Origin of the sequence: Pseudomonas syringae group sp. 247E2 (assembly GCF_032587795.1) — a bacterium.
Lineage (GTDB): Bacteria > Pseudomonadota > Gammaproteobacteria > Pseudomonadales > Pseudomonadaceae > Aquipseudomonas > Aquipseudomonas amygdali.
Map to the genome: position 1 here is coordinate 1 of NZ_JAWHPK010000019.1, position 18,062 is coordinate 18,062.

The following is an 18,062-nucleotide window of genomic DNA, read 5'->3' on the forward strand; positions in this document are numbered from 1 at the left end:
TGGTAGTGTGGGGTTTCCCCATGTGAGAGTAGGTCATCGTCAAGATTAAATTCCAGAAACCCTCATCGCTTACGCGTTGAGGGTTTTTGTTTAAGTAGAAGCATCAAAATTCGCTGAGACGTTACCTGTTAACGGATCGGCAACAGAATTTCTTGACGACCATAGAGCATTGGAACCACCTGATCCCATCCCGAACTCAGCAGTGAAACGATGTATCGCCGATGGTAGTGTGGGGTTTCCCCATGTGAGAGTAGGTCATCGTCAAGATTGAATTCCGAAACCCCTCATCGCTCTTGCGATGAGGGGTTTTGTCGTTATGGAGCCCGAAAAAAACCCGCGCAGGCTTTCGCGCTGAGCGGGCTTCATTGATGGTGCGTGAATCAGCCAAAAAGGCTGCGTACGTTACTCATCGCGCCGTCAGCAAACCCCTGAAGAAACGCTTCAAATGCATCCCCTTCAGGACCTCCCTGAGCAGGGTCGGCAACGATCGTCCAACGGGCCACACACGCACCTTCCCCGGTAGCTTCAACAGTCATTGCCGCCCATAGGTTACTCACCGGTAAACTGGTGTGGATCAGTGACCAGGTCATGTACAGCGCCTGATCATCCCGGGAGTTCAGTTGTTCGATGGCCACGTTGCCGTCCTTGAACAGTTTCCTTCGAACCGAGCCCTTACCTTCCCCTGTGACCTCAATACTGTCCAGCGCGGGTATGAAGGCTTGGAAACCACCAAAATTCCCGACCACAGCCCATACGCTGGCTGCATTACCGGGTACTTCCACGGCTGAAGCCACTCGGCACGACACCGGGTTCTGGATAAGGGTGTCGGGCTTCAGATTACTGTGAAGTGTGCTCATGTGTTTCTCCATTTACGTCAGTGGGGTATCAATTCAGATGAAGCCGATTTCTTTCAGGTAATCGCAGCCCTTGCGCAGCAGCTCAGGGGTTTTCTGCGGGTAATGCCCGCCCATACGGTGAATACCGCTGAGGGTGTTGCGGTACTCGATCATCGAGATGTCGCCGATGTCTTCTTCAAACCCGTCGAGATAGAAACCCAGCACGCCAAATAAAGCGTTCTGGCTGTCGACACGGCTGAGTTGGGCCTGCCATTGCTCAACGCTGACCAACTCGAACTGACGGCCTGCCCCGCGGAAGGCTTCCACATAGTTATTCCAGCTCAAGGGCTCGGGGTTATGCAGGTTGAACACAGCGTGTTCCGGTTGATAGCGACTGGCATGGAAGCCGATGAAGCGTGCCAGGAAGTCCACCGGCATCAGGTCGAAGTTGATAGCGAACGCCGGAACCTGACCCAGTTGCAGCGAGCCTTTGAGCATTAGCATCAGGCGGTTTTTTTGCGGCTGGCATACGCCGGTGACGCTGTTGAACGCTATGTTGCCGGGCCGATAGATGTTCACCCAGGCACCTTGCTCGCGCGCGCGCTGCAGAACACGCTCAGCTACCCATTTGGACAGGTTGTAACCGTTCTTGATGTAGATCGGCGGGGTAGCGGCAGCGGGCTGTTCAAGCACATTGCCGGCAGCATCGACTGCACTACAGGCGGAAAGGGTCGAGACGAAGTTGAAGATCTTTTTGCTGCGCCCCTCACACAGCTTCAGGCATTCAAAGACCGGCGCAACATTGTCTTTGACGAGGGTTTCATAGTCCTGAACATGGTTCACATTGGCAGCGTTATGCACCAGCGCACCGAACTCGCTATCCAGTCGTTCATATACCGCTTCACTGAGACCCAGCCTGGGCCTGGTCACGTCAGCGGCGTAGACCTTCACGCGACTCAGGTCCAGATGATCCAGACGGTTTTCCCGCAGTGAATGCTCGAAACGCTGTTGTGCGCTTTGCCCCGCAGCTTCACGAACCAGGCAGGCGATCTCTGTCGCCCCCCAGTTCAACAGCGCTTCAACGATATGCACACCGAGAAAACCGTTGGCACCGGTGACAATTACCTTGTGAACATCACCCAACTGGCTGATGGGCAAAGTCGCCAGCGGGTTATTCGCATCGGCATCCAACAGTGCCTGCGCACTGATGGTGTAAGCCGAAGCACCATCGCTGTCGATCAGGCTGGCCAGTGTCAGGACGGTAGGTGCTTCTATAAAACGGTTGATTGGAATGCTGCGCCCAAACCGCTCACGAACCCCCAGCAACAGACGTGACAGCAGAATCGAATGACCGCCCAGATTGAAAAAGCTTTCGTCCGTAGAGATATCTTCTGACGGCAGTTCCAGCAGTTCGGCCCATAACGCCAGTAGCGCTTGCTCCTGCTCGGTCTGCGGCAGACGACCAGTGCGTTGCCCGCTGAAGCTCAGCGGTATTTCCAGAAGTGCTTTGCGATCGACTTTGCCGTTGCTGGCAAACGGCAGACTGGGCAGCGTCGTGTACACAGCAGGATGCATGTAGTCAGGCAGCAGACGTTGCACATGCGCTCTCAACGCTTGTTCGTCATGCTCCACATACGGTTGAGCGAGAAACGCCAGAATGCGTCGCTGCTCGTCGATCACCACAGCCACTTGTCGATACAGCCCGCTGTCGCGCAGACAATGCTCGATCTCTTCCGGCTCGACCCGAAAGCCGCGAATCTTCACCTGATTATCGCGGCGTCCGCTCAGCACGATGCCTTCAGCCGTCCACTTGGCGATATCGCCAGTGCGATAGGCCCGCAGTTGCTGCCCGTCCGGCCTGGTCAACCACACATAGCGCTCGGCGGTAAGCTGGGGATTGTTTACGTAGCCCAGGCAAACACCAGGACCGACGATATACAGCTCACCCTGCGTTTGCTCCGCTACGGGCTGCAATTGCTCGTCGAGAATCCATACCTGGCTGTTGGCAATCGGTCGTCCCAGACACCGATTGCTGCTGGACGGCGCGAACTCACAGGCCGTGATTAACACGGTGGCTTCGGTGGGGCCATACAGGTTGTGGAAATGACACTGCCTGGTGAGCTGTGCAATCACATGCGGCTCACAGACATCACCCCCGGTCATGACATGCTCCAGTCCGAGAGGCTGATCCAGCGGCAGAATGCTCAACAGTGCCGGTGGCAGAAACGCGTGAGTGATGCCTTGTTGCAGCACGCTGACCAGTTGCAATGGATCACGCCGCTGGTCTTCATCAGGCACCACCAGTTCGGCACCACTGAGCCAGGTGGGAAAAATGTCGATGATCGACGAATCAAAGCTCAACGTAGAAAACTGCAGCACCCGGCTCTGCTCGCGCAGGCTGACATACTCGGCGTACCAGGCAGTGAAATGGCTGAGGTTGTGCTGGCTGAGCAGTACGCCTTTGGGCTGCCCGGTGGTGCCTGACGTGTACAGCGCCATGCAGGGCGCGTTCTGCGCGGCATGAACGCGCATGCGGGCTGAAACGGCATTCCCCATAGGCACCGCAGCAACATCCAGTGCCGGAAACTCCGCAGCGGCCAGTGGGTGCGTGCCATCGTGAAGCAACAGCATTGCTCCCGAGTTTTCCAGAATGTACTGCTGACGCTGCAAAGGCTGGCCGGGATCAAGCGGCAGATAAACCGCACCGCAGCCCAGAATCGCCAGAATGCCCGCATACAACTCGGGTGACTTGGGCAGGCAGATGCCGATCACCGGAGGCGTGTCGGCTTTCGCAGACGCCAGCAAAGGCAGCAACAGGCGCTGAATCGCGATGCTGTGCGCATGCAGTTCTCGATAGCTGAGCGTCTGATTGCGAACGGACAGTGCCGGACGTTCGGCAAACATCAGCAGCGCCTGTTCCAGCCGCTCGGTGATCGAGGTTTCAGCCCGCTTCAGCAGGTGGGATTGTTCTGTCTGATTCAGACGATGCTCGAAGAGCAAATGATCAATCGCCTGCAAACCATCCTGCCGGTCACTCTGAGCGGGTGTTGCAGTAGGCAGACTGTTGAAATAATCATCGTCCCTGGACAGTCGGCTGACCTGCAATGCCACCATCCCCACCATGCCTGCTACAGCCACATCACGCAGTACGCGGCCGTTGCCTGACTCCTCGGCCGGCAGCCACTCATGAGCTATCAGGCGTCGAGCATTGGCCGGCCCATGCCAGCAGAGCAGCTCCAGGCGAGGCAGACCGTGCGCGAGCGCCGCGCTGAAGCCGACCCGCAGGCCCAGGTGAGTGCCGTGGCCTCGTACCCCGCGAAGGTCCAGACTGCCGTCCTCGATCAGGACGCAACCATCAGGCACCGTCAACGCATACAGTGCCTGCTGGTCAGACAGGTGCCGCACGCCATGCCCGTGGTCCAGCAGCTCGGCATTCAGATCGCTCAGGGTCAGGCTGTGACCTATGAGCACAATCTCCAGGCGCTTCATTGCAGCGTCCCCCGAGCCGGCAGGTAGTCCGCCAGCGCACGCTGTACACAGGGATCGTCCAGCATCGAGCTGCTCTTGAAGAAGCGCATGATATTGGCGACCAGTGGGTGGTGGCGGTTGACTGGGAAACTCACGGCCCTGGTTTCATCCTTGAGCGCCTGCTTGATGGTGTCCGGCACCTGCAAGTGCTCGATCAGGGTGAAATCGAAGCCGTTCTGTATGTCATTGGTCAAATACTGAGCGATAAACACCGGCAGGATGCGCGCGATGGATTCCCGATCCTGCTCATCTGCGGTGTGCCAGTAGATTCGTACCAGCCGCGCCCAGAATCCCGAATGACGTCCCTCGTCCAGCAGATGGTCAGCCATCAGTCCCTTGATCGATTGCTTGACCGAGTCGTCCTTGGCGAAGGCCGCTACGTCATTGGTCACGGTGTTTTCCGCGATAGCCACGCAGATCAGCTCAACTGCACTGCGCAGATGCTCCGGGGCCAGAGCCAGCGCGGCGGGTATGGCCCGGCTGAGTTCGATTTCGGCAGGCAGCTGGATAGGCTCGATGCCCGTCAGCGCGATGGTCTGCTGCATGAAATCCATCGCCACCAGCGCGTGATAGTCCTCGTCGACCACCACCGTCATCGCGTCGTAGCGGCAGGCAAACGGGAAGCGAATCGTGAAGTTGTCCTTGGCAATACTGCGTGCGGTCTTGTCGACGATCTCGGTTTCAAAGATCACCACATCGTTGATGAACTTATAGAGGCTCTGCACCAGTGCGTAATCGCGTAAATGCGCGCACTCGCGGGTGAACGTGTCACTGAGCACCAGCGGCTGACGGCTGAGGGGGTAGATCAGTTTTTCATCGTTCTCGACCATTCTGCGTGGACGGGTACGGATGGCGGCGCGGCCTTCCCACGCATCGATGAACGACGTGTAGTCTTCTGCTTTCATGATGTCTTCCTTGTAAAGGCTTCAGGGGTTGCGAGCGGCTCTTACGCACTGGCCTGCATCAATGGCGCGCGCATGCTCATGCGCAGCGTGTCCCATAGCCGGACCCTGCTTTCCACCGCTGCGATAGCCGCCTGATACACCTCTCGTTCACGCTGCGCGTCGCCAGCAATCAGGCGGGCCAGCAACTGCTCCGCTGCCGGGCCGTGGTCCTCGGAGTCCACTTCGATGTGGCGCTCCAGGTAGTAACGGAAGGTGGGTGCCTGTTCGACGGTGATGCCCCAGTCGTCGAGGATGCTCTGGAACATCTGTGGGATGACGCTTTCGCGCCCGTGCAGAAACGCCGCAGCAACGCTGTGTGCGGGGGCATGAAGGGCGGTGTCGAGGGTGTGCGTCACGAATGCCGATGCGGCCTGGCCTGCGTTGACCCGTTGCAGGGCCGTTGTGTAATGCAGGCCCTGCTGCTGCAGCTGGATGAAACGCTCGATCTGTAACGTGCTCGCGCCAATCTCGCGCATGGCGTCCAGGTACAGCTCGAAATGGCTGTAATGACCTGCATCCAATCGGTCATCGGACTCTTCTCCCAGCACGATCTCGTTGATCAGGCGGGCGGCGCAGGCATCGGTCGGTGGCAGCCACGGCAGTTGCGTGCAGGTCAGTTCCTGTTGCAGACGCTTGGTCAGAGACATGAAATCCCAGACGGCGAATACATGGGTTTCCATAAAGCGTCGCAATACGCCCAGCGTCGTGATTTCGGCAAAGATCGGGTGACGGCTAAGTTCAACTTTCTTTTGGTCGAGCAGCGTTTTCTCACAATGCATGGTGATGTCCCTGTGGTCATGGTAGCGGTAGGTGGCAGTACAGTTATTCGAAGTTTTAACGTGTTGCCCGTGCCGGATAAATAGAATGAAAGACCTGAGTGCAAGGCGAACAAAGGCCTGAAGGCAGAGGCAATAATTTGCCGCAACTGCACGTCGGTTATGTCCATTAAAACGCTTGCACAAGTTCAATCAGCCGGGCTGAAGCCCTTATGATTTGCGGCTTTGAGTCCGGGTGCCGTCAATTACGCTGACGGCGAAGAAAACTTAAAACAAATTTAATGCAGTGCGCAATTCTTTTTTAATAATATTTAAGTTGTTGCTTTTACGGTGCGTAAGTTGCCATATAAAACACGTGGAATATGTTTTATAGGGACGCAGGCAACCCTTCCGACTGATTGAGTCAGAATTATCAATAATGAGTGAATGCCTCACTCAGCGTTGCCGTTATGCTGAATAATCAGGTGGTTGGGTTTTTAATGGGCGATGTTGGAAATGACTTCCAATGTCGTTTGCCCCGTTTAACAACTCCTTGTCCATTGGGTTCAAATGAACACAGAACTGCTCCGGTCCCGCGTGGACAGTTCAGCCGTAGCCAAGGAACCTCCTCAGGCTGGTTTCCTCTGCGCTACGGTCGAGTTTGCCTGATTCCTGTGTCGGGCCACCCGGCAGATCAGGAAAATAGCTATAAAAACGCCAGGCCAGGCGTCAGGCCTGACCGGTGTTGAAGATAGGTTGGGAAAGCACGGGGGAAGTGCGAGCGGCTAATCCGCAGGCGCCATGTCATCGCCTTGTGGATAAGCCGTCTCAATGATTCAGGCGGGGGTTTTCTTTGCTGTACGGGCTGGCTTGGCGTTGATGGCCTTATTGCTGTTCAGGTACTGGGTGACGGCCTGCACACCCCGGTTTAGGTGATACTGCAGCGCTTCGACACACGGCTCGACTGCTTTCTGTTCGGCGAGCCGCAGCAGCTGCCAATGGTCATCCTGAGAAAGCTTGCCCAGCCCCATGGCGGAAAGATTGAAACGCAAGAAGCGCTCTTCTTCGTTCAGGCCTTCTTCAACCAGACGCATCAGGCGCTTGTTGTGAGTCTTGGCATACAACGACAAGTGGAACATCCGGTTGAGCCTGCCGATCTGGCCAAAGTCCGTCTCGACTTCAAGCTGCTCGATATAGCCTGCAGCCGCTGCCAGATCGTCCGCGTCCAGCAACGGGATGGACAAGCGCAACGCCTCGGACTCCAGGAGGATCCGCAAGGCATAAGCGTCCACTGCGTCTTCGGTAATCAACGGTGCGACTACTGCGCCCTTGTGCGTTTCGACCCGCAGCAGCGACTGTGCCTCGAGCTGGCGCAGTGCTTCGCGCACAGGCATGCGGCTGACGCCAAACAGTGTGGCCAGCTCCTGTTGGCGCAGAGCCGTGCCACTGGGAAGACTGCCATCGATAATGGCATTTCGCAGCTTTTCTTCAATCACGGTTCTGGCAAGGTGCGCCGGAGGCTGCTCGTTGCCCAGTACGGAGCTTAGAAAGGCTTCTCTATCTGATTTGCGCATCGGTCTACTTCTTCATCAACCTTGGCTGGATAAAGTCCAATTAATCGCTGGATTGCCGACAGACTAGCCAAGACTTGCCAGTAAGTCGCGAAAATAGAAGCATCATCATGTTTTGCTGCAAGCGCCGGGTTGCGGTTCAGCTCTGCGAGCCTCAATGAGTACGCGCCTATCTTAGCGCTCATTCGCTCTGTGTACCGAACGGGCATTCGTAGATAACAGGAATTTCACGTTATGCTTTCATGACATAACGCTCTGAAACGGGCGTTTCAGAGCGCACTAGAATGGCGTTCGCGGCATAAGGCCGCAGGCGGTACTGCCTCAGCGAGTCAGGCGGCCAGACACAAAGTGCTGAACGTCATTGAAACCAGGCGTCGACGCATGCCCAGGTGTTACCAGCGAATCGATAAATGCCTCGTCCTCGGCGGTAATATCAACCGTTAGTGCCTTGGTGTAACCGTCCCACTGCTGTTCGGTCCTTGGGCCAACGATTGCCGATGTCACGGCCCGGTTGTTGAGCACCCAGGCAATGGCGAACTCGACAATACCTACACCCTTGTCCTGCACGTACTCTTGAATTCGCTGCGCAATACGCAGCGATTCCACGCGCCATTCGGTTTCCAGCAGCCGCTTGTCCTGACGCCCGGCCCGGCTTTCGCTGTCGGGGGCGATGTCCGGGGCGTATTTACCGCTGAGTACCCCGCGTGCGAGCGGGCTGAAAGGCACCACACCCAAGCCGTGATACGCCGCTGCGGTGATCTGCTCGACTTCGGCCTGACGGTTGACGATGTTGTACAGCGGCTGGCTGATGACCGGCTTGTCTACGCCCAGGCGCTGCGCGACGTTGACGATTTCAGCGATTCGCCAGCCGCGAAAGTTCGACACACCCCAGTAGCGGATCTTGCCCTGACGGATCAGATCGCCAATGGCCGAGACGGTCACTTCAAGTGGTGTGTCCTGATCCTCCTTGTGCAGGTAATAGATATCCACATAGTCGGTGTCCAGACGCCGCAGGCTGTTCTCGATGGCATTGAAGAGGTGCTTGCGGTTCAGACCGGCGCGATTGGGCACGCCGTCGGCTGGCCCGATGGCGACCTTGGTGGCCAGCACCCAGTCGCTGCGCTGGGCGGCGATGGCCCGGCCGACGATTTCTTCCGAGCGCCCACCGTTGTAGACATCCGCCGTGTCGATGAAATTGATGCCCTGATCCCTGGCCTTGTCGATGATGCGCAGGGACTCTTCGGCACCGGTCTGCTCGCCGAACATCATCGAGCCGAGTGTCAGGGTGGAAACCTTGAGGCCGGACTGGCCGAGGATTCGATAATTCATGCTCAACATCTCCATGTCATTCAGACGAGTTCAGGCAGCCCCCACGCCTTGAGCGGGAAGTCGGCCAGCGAGGCAAGCAGCAGGTCTGCATGCTCGTATTGCTCGACCGGCATGTGCGAGTCCGGTACGGCAACAGCGTACATGCCCGCAGCCTTGGCGGCCGTCACGCCGAACGGCGAGTCTTCGAAGACCAGGCAATCACTCGGCGAGACGCCAAGGCGGCGGGCGGCGACGAGAAAGATGTCCGGGGCCGGTTTGGCAGCGCCGACTTCCGGGTCGTCTGCGGTCACGACGGTATCGAACAGCTCAAACCACGCGCGGTGCAGCGTTGTCTTGGCCTCGAAGTAATGTACCGACGAGCTGGTGCCTACGGCGATGGGAATATTGTGCGCTGCCAGATGCCTGACCAGCGCCTCGGCTCCGGGCATTGCCGGCGCTTTGGGAAAACGCTCTTCGAGCATCGGTTCACGGGTTTCGAGAAACTCGTCGATCGACATCGGCAATTCAAGCGCCTTGATCACGTAATCCGAGAAATCCCGGGCACCGCGGCCGATGGTGTGCTGTTTGATGGACCAGTCGAAGGTGCGCCCGTGGCGGCTGGCGATCAAGTGGGTGACTTCGGTATAAACCCCCTCGGTGTCCAGCAACAGGCCATCCATGTCAAAAATGACGGCCTTGATCGGGCCTCGTTCGGTGTGTTGCTCGCTCATGTGATCACATCCCGTTCTCAAATTCGTTTCAGCCTAACGTTTCCGTGAATACCGTGGCTACCCTGTGTTTCTGATAATCTTTCGCGGTTTTCAACTGTGCTGCCAGTCCCGGTACGACTTTCCCATCATCAGAACGGATATCTTCACGTCACTATGAATAAATCAGCAGGTATAGCGATTGGCGTCATCGTCGTAGCGGGCGCACTGGTTACGGCGGGCGCCTGGTACACGGGCAATCAACTGGAAGGCGCGCTGACCGACTCCATCAGCAAGGCCAACCAGGAACTCGCGAAGTCGTTCAAGGGCACCGACACCAGCGTCAAACTGGAAATGCTCTCGCTGGAAAAGCACTTCTTCAGCAGCACGGCGCACTATCGCGTGGACATCCAGAACCTGTCCGATAGCACCCAGGGCGGCCAGTTCCTGTTTGTCGACCAGATCGAGCACGGGCCCATTCCGTTGTCGCGCCTCAAGACCCTGAACCTGCTGCCCGTCATGGCCCTGAGCAATTTCCAGATGGAGAAAAGCCCCAGCGCCGAAAAGTGGTTCGCCATGAGCAAGGACGTTCCACCGCTCAAGGGGCAAGCCAGCATCGGCTATGACCGCGCCACCAAAGGCACGCTGCAGATGGCCCCGCTGGAAATGACCGACGTAGACGGTACGTTCAGGTTTTCCGGGCTCGACCTGAATGCAGAGTCGTCCGCCGACGCCGAAAAATTCAGCCTGGCCGGCAACATGGAAAACCTGCAGCTCAACGTCGCGTCGCCTGACGGCCCGGTCAGCATCGACGTCAAAGGCATGACCTTTGACACGGGCGGCACCAAAGGCCAGTCCGGTTTCTATCTGGGCCACACCAACATGAAAATCCAGAGTGCGGGTTTTCAGGTGGTGGGCAAGCCGCCGGTGCAGATCAAGGACTTCACCAACACCAACCTGGCGCAGGAAGATGCCGGTAACCTGGCTGCCCAGATCAACTACGATGCCGGCATGATTTCCTACGCAGGCAAGGACGTTGGCTCAGCGCACATGGGCTTCAAAATAGCCAACTTCGATGTGGTGGCCACGCAGGCGCTGTATCAGTTGTATCAGGATAAAATCCTGCCTCAACAGCAGCAGGCCGCGCTGGAGAAACGTCCGTTTCGTCTTGAGCTGAACCCGGCTGATCAAGAGCTGATGAACACCCAGATGAAAAAGCTGCTGATCGCCAAGCCGCATATCGAACTGGAAAAACTCTCGCTCAAGACCAGCAACGGCGAAAGCCACATGCGCATCGCGGTGGACCTGGCCGATCCAGGCCCGCTCGATCAGCCTTCCGATTCGCTGCTCTTGAAAAGTCTGGGCGAAGTCAACGCAAAGGTTGTCCTGTCCAAGCCGATGATTCGCGATCTTGCTACCCAGCAAGCCATTCGTGAAGGCCAGACCGACCTCAAGGTCATCGCCGAGCAGGCCAAGGCCGCTGGCGACATGGCCAGTGCCATGGCCGAGATGATGCAACTGGCCAAGGTCGATGGTGACAACATCGTTTCCGACCTGCGTTATGCCGACCAGATGGTCGACTTCAATGGCCAGAAAATGACCGTGCAGCAATTCATGAGCAACGTGATGGGCAAGGTCGGCGTGCTGGGCAACCAGTAAGCTGCCTGCAACACGGCCTGCTGTCAGGACGGGCAATGTACCGTCCTGACAGCAGAGGCTATCGAGTGAGCCCGCGCAGGGTATCCGCCAGTTGCCGGGTACGTTGCGAGGTGCCCGCGGTCATGTCGCTGGAGCCTTCCAGCTCCGCCAGCAGGCTGGTGAGCGTGCCGACTTCCAGGGATTGCTCTTCGATATGCTGCGCAACCTTGCGAATCTCCTCGGCCAGACGCTCGATATCCGTGCCGATGTCATTCGCGTTTTGCGTGGTTTTCTGCGCCAGCTGACGCACTTCATCGGCGACCACTGCAAAGCCACGGCCCATTTCGCCGGCCCGCGCTGCCTCGATGGCGGCGTTCAGCGCCAACAGATTGGTCTGCCCGGCGATCTGCTGGATCATCTGCACGACTGACTGGATGCGCAGGCTGGACTTGGCCAGCTCCCGAGAGCCAAGCACTACCTCGTCGGCCTGGCTGACCAGGCTCTTGACGGTATTACCCGCCTTGTCGATGACCGTTTCCTGCTGCGTGATGGTCTGGGACAGTTCATCCATCGAAACATGCAGCTCGCCTGAGTAGTGGCGCAACTGATCGGCGATTTCTTCCTGATCCTGATGAGCCTTGACCAGTACATCGCCCAAATCGCTCAGGCCGCCGAACACTGGGCGGATCTGCTCGTCCAGACCACTCGGGTCAATGGTTTGCACAAAGTTACGCTGCTTGAACTGGTCGATCTGCTTGACCACCACATGGCTCAAACCGGCCAGCTTCTTGATCTGCCGACGCAGGAAGAACGCCTTGAATTCGCCGTAATAGGCAATGAAGTTATCGATGTAATCGTCGCGGAACGGCTGACCTTCCGGCACCTTGAAAAAGAACACTGCGGTGAGGGTCTGGTTGAGGTTCAAACCCAGAATCTCGCCGAAGGTCGAGAAGCCCACCACTGGCGTCTCGCCGAACACATCATTCATGCGGCCCAATTCACTGCCGTTGTTCAGACGACGCAGAATGCAGTCGCTCAACAGGCCGAGCAACGGCTTGCCGGACTTGCCCTGTAGAAAGCGCGCGAAGTCCTTGCGCGTGGTGTCGATCATCGACGTCCGTTTGACCATCACCAGTTCTTCGCCGGGTGCCACGTCGCAGAACAGATGAACCCGCTCGCTTTCATAATCGATGCGCGCAATGGAGCGTACGAACAGTTCCTCGCCCACCCGAATGGCGAACGAATATTGCGCCAGCTTGCCTTCCAGCTCATGCCGCTCGCACTTCAGCGCATCACACAGCGCTGCAACCATCGTGGCAATCTCGCCTCTGGAATTGACCACCTGGCTGATATAGCGCTCTTCCAGCGAGGCGGTCAGGACACTCAGGCTCAGTGGCGTTGGCTCGAAGTTCTGGCTCTTGAAGACGCCAAAGCGCACATTCTTTGCGCTCTTTAGAAACACCACCTGAGCATGGTTCTCGTAGCTGCGTTTACCGTCGTGAATCAGCGTCTTCTTGAAGTCGCTTTTGCCGCCTGCAGAGCCACCCACGAACAGGCATGGGAAACGCCCTGACTCGTAGAGCGCTTCCATGAAAAACGACTCCGATGCCGAAAGCCCGTCAAAGGTGACGTAGGCCAGCGTATCCCTGTGGTCGATAGGCGTGCTGACCTGAGTGCGCTTGATCGAGTCGGTCAGCCGCGCAATGCGCTCACGCATGGACAGTCGCTTGCCCGCGCCGCGAATATCTTCGCTGTGCAGGGGAATATGCACCACCTCGGCACTCTGGATAACGCTTGAGTCGAACAGCGCCAGCACGATCCGGTCCCACTGATTACCCGCCGCGCAATACAGCGAATCATTGCTGGAGCACAGTTCGCCGGATGTTGTGCACAGGCTGATCTTGGCGTTGGGAAAGCGTGCCGCGACAGACTGGGCAACCTGACCGAAGTCGACGTGAGGTGAAACGAAGCCTGTCAGGTAGACCGGGTCAAAACTTAACGCCGACAGCGTGTCGTTCAATTCCCGCGCGGACGTAATGACACTGAGTACGCCTCCGGTCCGCGAAGTGCCGGCCCGAAAACGAGATAGAAAGCTCATGGTTGAATCCGTAAGAGTAAAAGGCAGAGGCCGTAAAAAAGGCCGAGGTCTTTTAATCGGCTGCTGACGGGTTCAGGTTAGCCGGTGGGCGATGAATTTTGCCTATGCGTGCCGCTCAGGACATGTTCAGCATCAACGCTCTGATCAGGGCAAGCGTCTGGCGATGCACCGAATCATAGTGATTATTGTGGCAATAGGGCCGTACTGACAGGGTGATGGAATCGGCTGTCGTAGAAGACAGATGCACATCGACCGCGGGGCAGGGCTCGCCCGGCAGATGGCCTGACGAGCGGAGCCGTACATTGAAGGGAAAAGCAGGGGGCCGGCTACTGGTAGTTTTGACTGGAGGCAGATGACCTGCGCCTGCCGTCGAGTGCTAAGCGGTTTTTTTGCACTGCGAGTCTGGTCGTCTCTATTTTATGTTTTTTGAGACATAGTCGACGATGTTTTGTACCGTTTTAAATTTTTCAACTTCTTCATCCGGGATATCGATTTCAAATTCTACTTCTAGAGCCATAATGAATTCGATAGCATCTAAACTACTCCCGTTGAAATCCTCGGCTATATTAGATGTCGGTTTTATGTCTGCCGTTTCTATGTTGAACTGCGCGAGAAGCACTTGTTTCACAAGTTCCATTGTATCGTCCATGATCACCATCTCCTTACCTACGGTTTTTGACCATTCATTGAATGGATAAACTAGGTCGCAGCGGAAAAGCTGTCTACTGACAAAAATAACAACTGCTCAACGCTGCTGGACCTGAGCAAGGCCGAGCCACGCTCGTATTAAGCCCACCTGGAAATCGCTACACTCGCCACCTCACAAGGACGAACCAAGGACCTGCAATGCCGCTCCCTTCTACCACGCTGCGCCGCACGCTGGTGATCTGGCTGTATGCCGTCGCAGTCGCGCACGTGCTGGGCAGTATCGTGTTCACCTGGGCAGGTTTTTCCGGCTTGCTCGATGGCTACCTGACTACGCTTGAGCAGGCCTTCTGGACCGACGCCGTTCCTGCCGCTGCGCGTGCGCAACAGGTCTGGTGGATGGCGCTGTTTGGCGCCACCTTGCAAACCTATTCCGTATACATGCTGGCGCTTGTGCATTTGGGCAATCGTCTGAAAAGCGCCATGCCTTGGGGCTGGCTGATTGCAGGCCTGCTGCTTTGGGCACCTCAGGACATAGCGATTTCCGTGCGCGGGGGTGTCTGGTCGCATGTGTGGCTTGATCTGGCGGCGCTGCTGGCATTGCTGCCGCCGTTGCTTTGGCTGTATCGCCATGATCGCCGTACTTCTGCTGCCAGCGCGTTGAAGGAGCCCCGTGATGTCTGACTTGCCCCTTCTGTACCTGCTGGCGGGCAACGGCAGCAGTGCCGAATGGTGGGATGATGTGCTGCCGCATTTTCAGCAGCATCAGGTCGTGCCGCTGGAACTGCCAGGTTTCGGCAACAATCCTCAGCCTCCGTGCGAAGACCTCGCCGCCTACGCCGATGCGCTATTGGCAGCGACGGTCAGGGGCAGTGCCATCGTCGCCGTGGGCGTCAATGCCTTGCTGGTCATGCATGCCTTGCAGCGCCAGCCGGGACACTTCTGCAGAAGCGTGCTGCTGGCGCCGGTGGGAGCTTTTCTGTGGCAGCGGCGCTTGCCTGCGCTGATGTCGCCGCTGCCCATTCGCAAGACCATTCACTGGCTGCTGGCCAACAAGCCCAGGCTGTTTGCTCACAAGTTCTCCAGGCAAGCCTGGCCTGCGGCGCACTACCAGCGCATGGGGGCCGGTTACGCCCGCTGCCGCGCCTTTGTACCGTATTGGGGCCTGTTGCGCGCCGACACTGCGCTGCCGCTTCTGGAATGGGTGCAAGACCCGATAGAGCTGGTCTGGGGCGATCAGGACGAGGTGTTGGGTATCGAGCAGGCGGCAGCGTGGTCGGCCGTTCTGGCGCGTGCCGACCTGAGCATCAGTCTGAAACCGGGTTGGGGTCATTACCCGTGGATTGACTCGCCGGCCGAGTTTGCGCAGTGGCTGGAGTCGGGCGAGCGCGGCTTCGTCGCACACACCAAAGGTGGCCGCCTGCGTCTGGCAACCATCGCCGGGCAACCGGTGCCCGCAGCACTGTCGTTGGTGCAGGGCGATGACTCGGCCTTGCCCGCGTTTCTGGCCAGCCAGCCGGAGGCTATCTGGGCGGTGCGCTCGTCCAGCTTCGGCGAGGATCAGGCCGATGCGGCCAACGCTGGCCTGAGCACCACTTTCCTTCGCGAGCCCACCCAAAACGTACCTGCACGTATCGCAGAACTGCACGGCGCTGGCGTCGAAGAAGTCGTGGTGCAGCGGTTCATCACGCCGGTGCTTTCCGGCATCGCGTTTGCGCGTCACCTGTCGGTCGAGCTGGAGTGGGTCGAAGGGCATCTGGAGTCGCTGGCCGACGGTCAGGCAAGCCCGGAGCGAGCGATCATTTCCCGCCTCGGCGATGCCTGGAGCAGCTGCAGCTTCATACCATCCCACGGTTTGACACAAGAAATGCTCTGGGACTTCCTGCAAGGCGTGCTGCGCGTTTTCCATTACGTGCCGGGCGATGTCGAGTGGGCGTGGGATGGCCGCCAGCTTTGGCTGTTGCAGTACCGCCCGATCAGTGATTACGGCTGGCGCCGACACCTGACCGCGGCCAATATCGCCGAGATCCTGCCGCCGCAGCCCAGCAGGCTGGTCGAGTACGCACAGCGCCGCGCCGCAGGCAGCATCCCGGCGATCATGGCGCGTTGGGATTCACGCGTGTTGCAGGACAACGAACCGTTCACCGCACTGTTTGGCGCAGCGTCCTACATCAACAATGACCTGTTTCTCGCACGTCTGGCTGATTGGGGCGTCGCGTCCAGCAGTTACGCCGATGAAGTCGGCGGCGCAGCACCGCATCTGCCTTGGCGACCTCTGCGTTTGCTGCGCTCGTTACCGGTATTCCTGCGCATGCAGCGTATCGCGCGCGACCACTTGCTGACCCTGGAAAAGCAACTGCACCGTTTCGACCGAGAGCTGCATGCCTTGACGGCCCAAGGGGCTGACGGCCAGCAATTGGCTGACTGGTTCACCCGTTTCTACGTATTCGTCGTGCAAGGCAACCTGTGCATCGCCACCTCGCTGGCCAGCAGCGGCGGAGACCTGCTGGGACGTCCACCGACCGCTTACGACGACCTGGAGCACTGCCCGCACCGGCTGCCCTGGGAAACCGACCCCGCGACCCCACGCCCGGCAGCCACTGACCTGCCTTTACAAGCCTTTCCGACCTGGCCGGGTATCATTCGCGTCGCTCACCGCGCAGGCCTGCCGGGCATGCGCGGCTACTACCTGCAAGTGCGCGAGTGGTATCGCGACAACCTGATGCGCCTGTTCTTCCGGCTGCATCACGCCATGCCCAGCGCCGACAGGGCACACTGGTTTGCTCCTCATGCGGACATTCGCAGCCGCACAGGCAGTTTCTGGCAGGACGGTCGAGAGGGCACCGAGCAGGCTACTGGCTTCATGATCTATCCGGGGCAGGTTCAAGGCATTCTGGGCGACGACATCCTGCTGGAAGACACCCTCGACCCCGGACGCCACGCGCACTACCAGAACGCACGCGCCGTGATCGCGCGCATGGGCGGGCGTCTTTCCCACGGGTCTACGTTGCTGCGCGAACTGCGCAAGCCTTCGGCGGTGCTGCCGAATGTTGATATGGCGTGGGTGGGGAAGGAGGTGCGGTATAGGGATGGGGAATTGCTGCTGGTCGAGGGCCAGTGATAAAGCCAGCAGGTGATTTATTCACAGCGAACCGCACGCTCATTGAAATGCAAGGTTGTGCTTCGCCGAGGTATAGCGAAAGGCTTACACGCGGTGGAGGGGTTTGGCCATTTCCGACCTGGTCCGTCCTCCGTAAGATTGGATCCATCAAGTGGTGAACAGGAGTTCACCAGGATCAAGGATGATCGACCATCGCCTCGGAGGCAGCCGACAGGGAGTCGGGATGGTCTTGGAAAAACCCGCTTCGGCGGGTTTTTTGTTGGGCGCGAGAAAGTCCTCGTTGAGCCTGGGCTACTTGCGCAGTGCCTTTCTCTTGCGCAGGCTTTCACGATGCACCTCGAGATCCCTGCGCCGCCGCATCTCCTGACGCGTCTCCTTGCGTTCGGATCGAATAATCCTCCATTGCATGCGCAGCTCCCGGCCGCGCTCGCTGTTGAGCGATAAAAGGCCCAGCAACGGGAAAAGCAGCCCCAGCACGTAAAGCATCAACTCGAAACGCCGCCAGTGCGCAGGGGCAGTGGGCAACACGGCAAAAAAGCAGCTCACCAGAATGGCCGCCAATATCCACATCCCACAGGCATGCCCGCGACTCATCATGATGCCGCCGAAACTCAAAACCAGTGATACGCCCATCATGAGCATCATCGACTGGCCGGTTCTCTCCGGCTCATTTGGAAAGTACGCATCGACCACCGTGCCTGCGGTAATGGCGAGGGAAAAGATGCCCATGAAGATCGGAGTCAGAAAGGACAGCAGATAACGAGAGCGGAAAGCGGCAACGTGACTGCGGTAAATCACCATAGGCTCCGGCGAGGCCCGCTTGCTGCGAGATTGTTTACCCATTTTTCTTCCTTGGTATCAATACGCTGGTTGCTACTTTCGTTACAGCTCTAGAGCTTTTTGAGTTTATG

At 58.1% G+C, this 18,062-nt stretch carries 12 protein-coding genes, 1 rRNA gene and 3 pseudogenes; 4 read left to right on the forward strand and 12 right to left on the reverse strand.

What is annotated here, in order from left to right; translation table 11 throughout:
* The first annotated feature begins 151 nt into the window (after nucleotides 1-151).
* A 5S ribosomal RNA gene (gene rrf, locus RYC18_RS18405) occupies nucleotides 152-267 on the forward strand.
* 113 nt (nucleotides 268-380) lie between these two features.
* Here the strand turns inward: rrf and RYC18_RS18410 are convergent.
* The 7 genes from RYC18_RS18410 to RYC18_RS18440 form a co-directional block, all read right to left on the reverse strand.
* Nucleotides 381-857, reverse strand: a complete 477-nt coding sequence (locus tag RYC18_RS18410) for an SRPBCC family protein (RefSeq protein WP_316886575.1) — start codon at nucleotides 855-857, stop codon at nucleotides 381-383.
* Nucleotides 858-890: 33 nt separating this feature from the next.
* Complete coding sequence (locus tag RYC18_RS18415; RefSeq protein WP_005783275.1) at nucleotides 891-4,325, reverse strand: non-ribosomal peptide synthetase; 3,435 nt, start codon at nucleotides 4,323-4,325, stop codon at nucleotides 891-893.
* Nucleotides 4,322-5,269, reverse strand: coding sequence for a diiron oxygenase (locus tag RYC18_RS18420; RefSeq protein ID WP_005783276.1), 948 nt, complete (start codon nucleotides 5,267-5,269; stop codon nucleotides 4,322-4,324). Before RYC18_RS18420 ends, RYC18_RS18415 begins: the two co-directional genes overlap by 4 nt.
* Nucleotides 5,270-5,310: 41 nt before the next feature.
* Entirely contained in the window at nucleotides 5,311-6,087 is a 777-nt protein-coding gene (locus RYC18_RS18425) for a DUF3050 domain-containing protein (RefSeq protein WP_005783277.1), read from the reverse strand.
* A gap of 812 nt (nucleotides 6,088-6,899) precedes the next feature.
* Nucleotides 6,900-7,637 (reverse strand): GntR family transcriptional regulator, encoded by a 738-nt coding sequence (locus RYC18_RS18430; protein ID WP_010195575.1) that lies wholly within the window; start codon nucleotides 7,635-7,637, stop codon nucleotides 6,900-6,902.
* Between the two features lie 318 nt (nucleotides 7,638-7,955).
* The gene (locus RYC18_RS18435; RefSeq protein WP_005746951.1) at nucleotides 7,956-8,963 is read right to left on the reverse strand and encodes an aldo/keto reductase; all 1,008 of its coding nucleotides are present in this window, start codon (nucleotides 8,961-8,963) and stop codon (nucleotides 7,956-7,958) included.
* A gap of 20 nt (nucleotides 8,964-8,983) precedes the next feature.
* Nucleotides 8,984-9,673, reverse strand: coding sequence for an HAD-IA family hydrolase (locus RYC18_RS18440; protein WP_005746950.1), 690 nt, complete (start codon nucleotides 9,671-9,673; stop codon nucleotides 8,984-8,986).
* A 153-nt stretch (nucleotides 9,674-9,826) separates the two neighbouring features.
* Between RYC18_RS18440 and RYC18_RS18445 the strand changes: the two genes are divergently transcribed.
* Entirely contained in the window at nucleotides 9,827-11,308 is a 1,482-nt protein-coding gene (locus tag RYC18_RS18445; protein ID WP_005746949.1) for a YdgA family protein, read from the forward strand.
* A 58-nt stretch (nucleotides 11,309-11,366) separates the two neighbouring features.
* On the opposite strand, the pseudogene RYC18_RS26560 reads toward RYC18_RS18445, so the two are convergent.
* The 4 genes and pseudogenes from RYC18_RS26560 to acpP all read right to left on the reverse strand — a co-directional run.
* Nucleotides 11,367-11,723 (reverse strand): annotated as a pseudogene (locus tag RYC18_RS26560) (methyl-accepting chemotaxis protein); the annotation flags it as partial.
* A 555-nt stretch (nucleotides 11,724-12,278) separates the two neighbouring features.
* Nucleotides 12,279-13,385 (reverse strand): annotated as a pseudogene (locus RYC18_RS26565) (FIST signal transduction protein); the annotation flags it as partial.
* Between the two features lie 115 nt (nucleotides 13,386-13,500).
* A pseudogene (locus RYC18_RS18455) lies at nucleotides 13,501-13,644 on the reverse strand (mechanosensitive ion channel family protein); the annotation flags it as partial.
* A gap of 153 nt (nucleotides 13,645-13,797) precedes the next feature.
* Nucleotides 13,798-14,034 (reverse strand): acyl carrier protein, encoded by a 237-nt coding sequence (acpP, locus tag RYC18_RS18460; protein WP_005783282.1) that lies wholly within the window; start codon nucleotides 14,032-14,034, stop codon nucleotides 13,798-13,800.
* Between the two features lie 197 nt (nucleotides 14,035-14,231).
* Between acpP and RYC18_RS18465 the strand changes: the two genes are divergently transcribed.
* Both RYC18_RS18465 and RYC18_RS18470 read left to right on the forward strand, forming a co-directional pair.
* Entirely contained in the window at nucleotides 14,232-14,714 is a 483-nt protein-coding gene (locus RYC18_RS18465; protein WP_316886576.1) for a cell division protein, read from the forward strand.
* The gene (locus RYC18_RS18470; protein ID WP_057404864.1) at nucleotides 14,707-17,151 is read left to right on the forward strand and encodes a PEP-utilizing enzyme; all 2,445 of its coding nucleotides are present in this window, start codon (nucleotides 14,707-14,709) and stop codon (nucleotides 17,149-17,151) included. Before RYC18_RS18465 ends, RYC18_RS18470 begins: the two co-directional genes overlap by 8 nt.
* A 291-nt stretch (nucleotides 17,152-17,442) precedes the next feature.
* Here the strand turns inward: RYC18_RS18470 and RYC18_RS18475 are convergent, their stop codons facing one another.
* Nucleotides 17,443-17,994, reverse strand: a complete 552-nt coding sequence (locus tag RYC18_RS18475; RefSeq protein ID WP_005746943.1) for a hypothetical protein — start codon at nucleotides 17,992-17,994, stop codon at nucleotides 17,443-17,445.
* Between the last annotated feature and the right edge of the window lie 68 nt (nucleotides 17,995-18,062).

Bases quoted from the DNA above. Each gene is read 5' to 3' on its own strand.
- RYC18_RS18410 (WP_316886575.1), bottom strand. From the start codon at position 857: ATGAGCACACTTCACAGTAATCTGAAGCCCGACACCCTTATCCAGAAC.
- RYC18_RS18415 (WP_005783275.1), bottom strand. From the start codon at position 4,325: ATGAAGCGCCTGGAGATTGTGCTCATAGGTCACAGCCTGACCCTGAGC.
- RYC18_RS18420 (WP_005783276.1), bottom strand. From the start codon at position 5,269: ATGAAAGCAGAAGACTACACGTCGTTCATCGATGCGTGGGAAGGCCGC.
- RYC18_RS18425 (WP_005783277.1), bottom strand. From the start codon at position 6,087: ATGCATTGTGAGAAAACGCTGCTCGACCAAAAGAAAGTTGAACTTAGC.
- RYC18_RS18430 (WP_010195575.1), bottom strand. From the start codon at position 7,637: ATGCGCAAATCAGATAGAGAAGCCTTTCTAAGCTCCGTACTGGGCAAC.
- RYC18_RS18435 (WP_005746951.1), bottom strand. From the start codon at position 8,963: ATGAATTATCGAATCCTCGGCCAGTCCGGCCTCAAGGTTTCCACCCTG.
- RYC18_RS18440 (WP_005746950.1), bottom strand. From the start codon at position 9,673: ATGAGCGAGCAACACACCGAACGAGGCCCGATCAAGGCCGTCATTTTT.
- RYC18_RS18445 (WP_005746949.1), top strand. From the start codon at position 9,827: ATGAATAAATCAGCAGGTATAGCGATTGGCGTCATCGTCGTAGCGGGC.
- acpP (WP_005783282.1), bottom strand. From the start codon at position 14,034: ATGGACGATACAATGGAACTTGTGAAACAAGTGCTTCTCGCGCAGTTC.
- RYC18_RS18465 (WP_316886576.1), top strand. From the start codon at position 14,232: ATGCCGCTCCCTTCTACCACGCTGCGCCGCACGCTGGTGATCTGGCTG.
- RYC18_RS18470 (WP_057404864.1), top strand. From the start codon at position 14,707: ATGTCTGACTTGCCCCTTCTGTACCTGCTGGCGGGCAACGGCAGCAGT.
- RYC18_RS18475 (WP_005746943.1), bottom strand. From the start codon at position 17,994: ATGGGTAAACAATCTCGCAGCAAGCGGGCCTCGCCGGAGCCTATGGTG.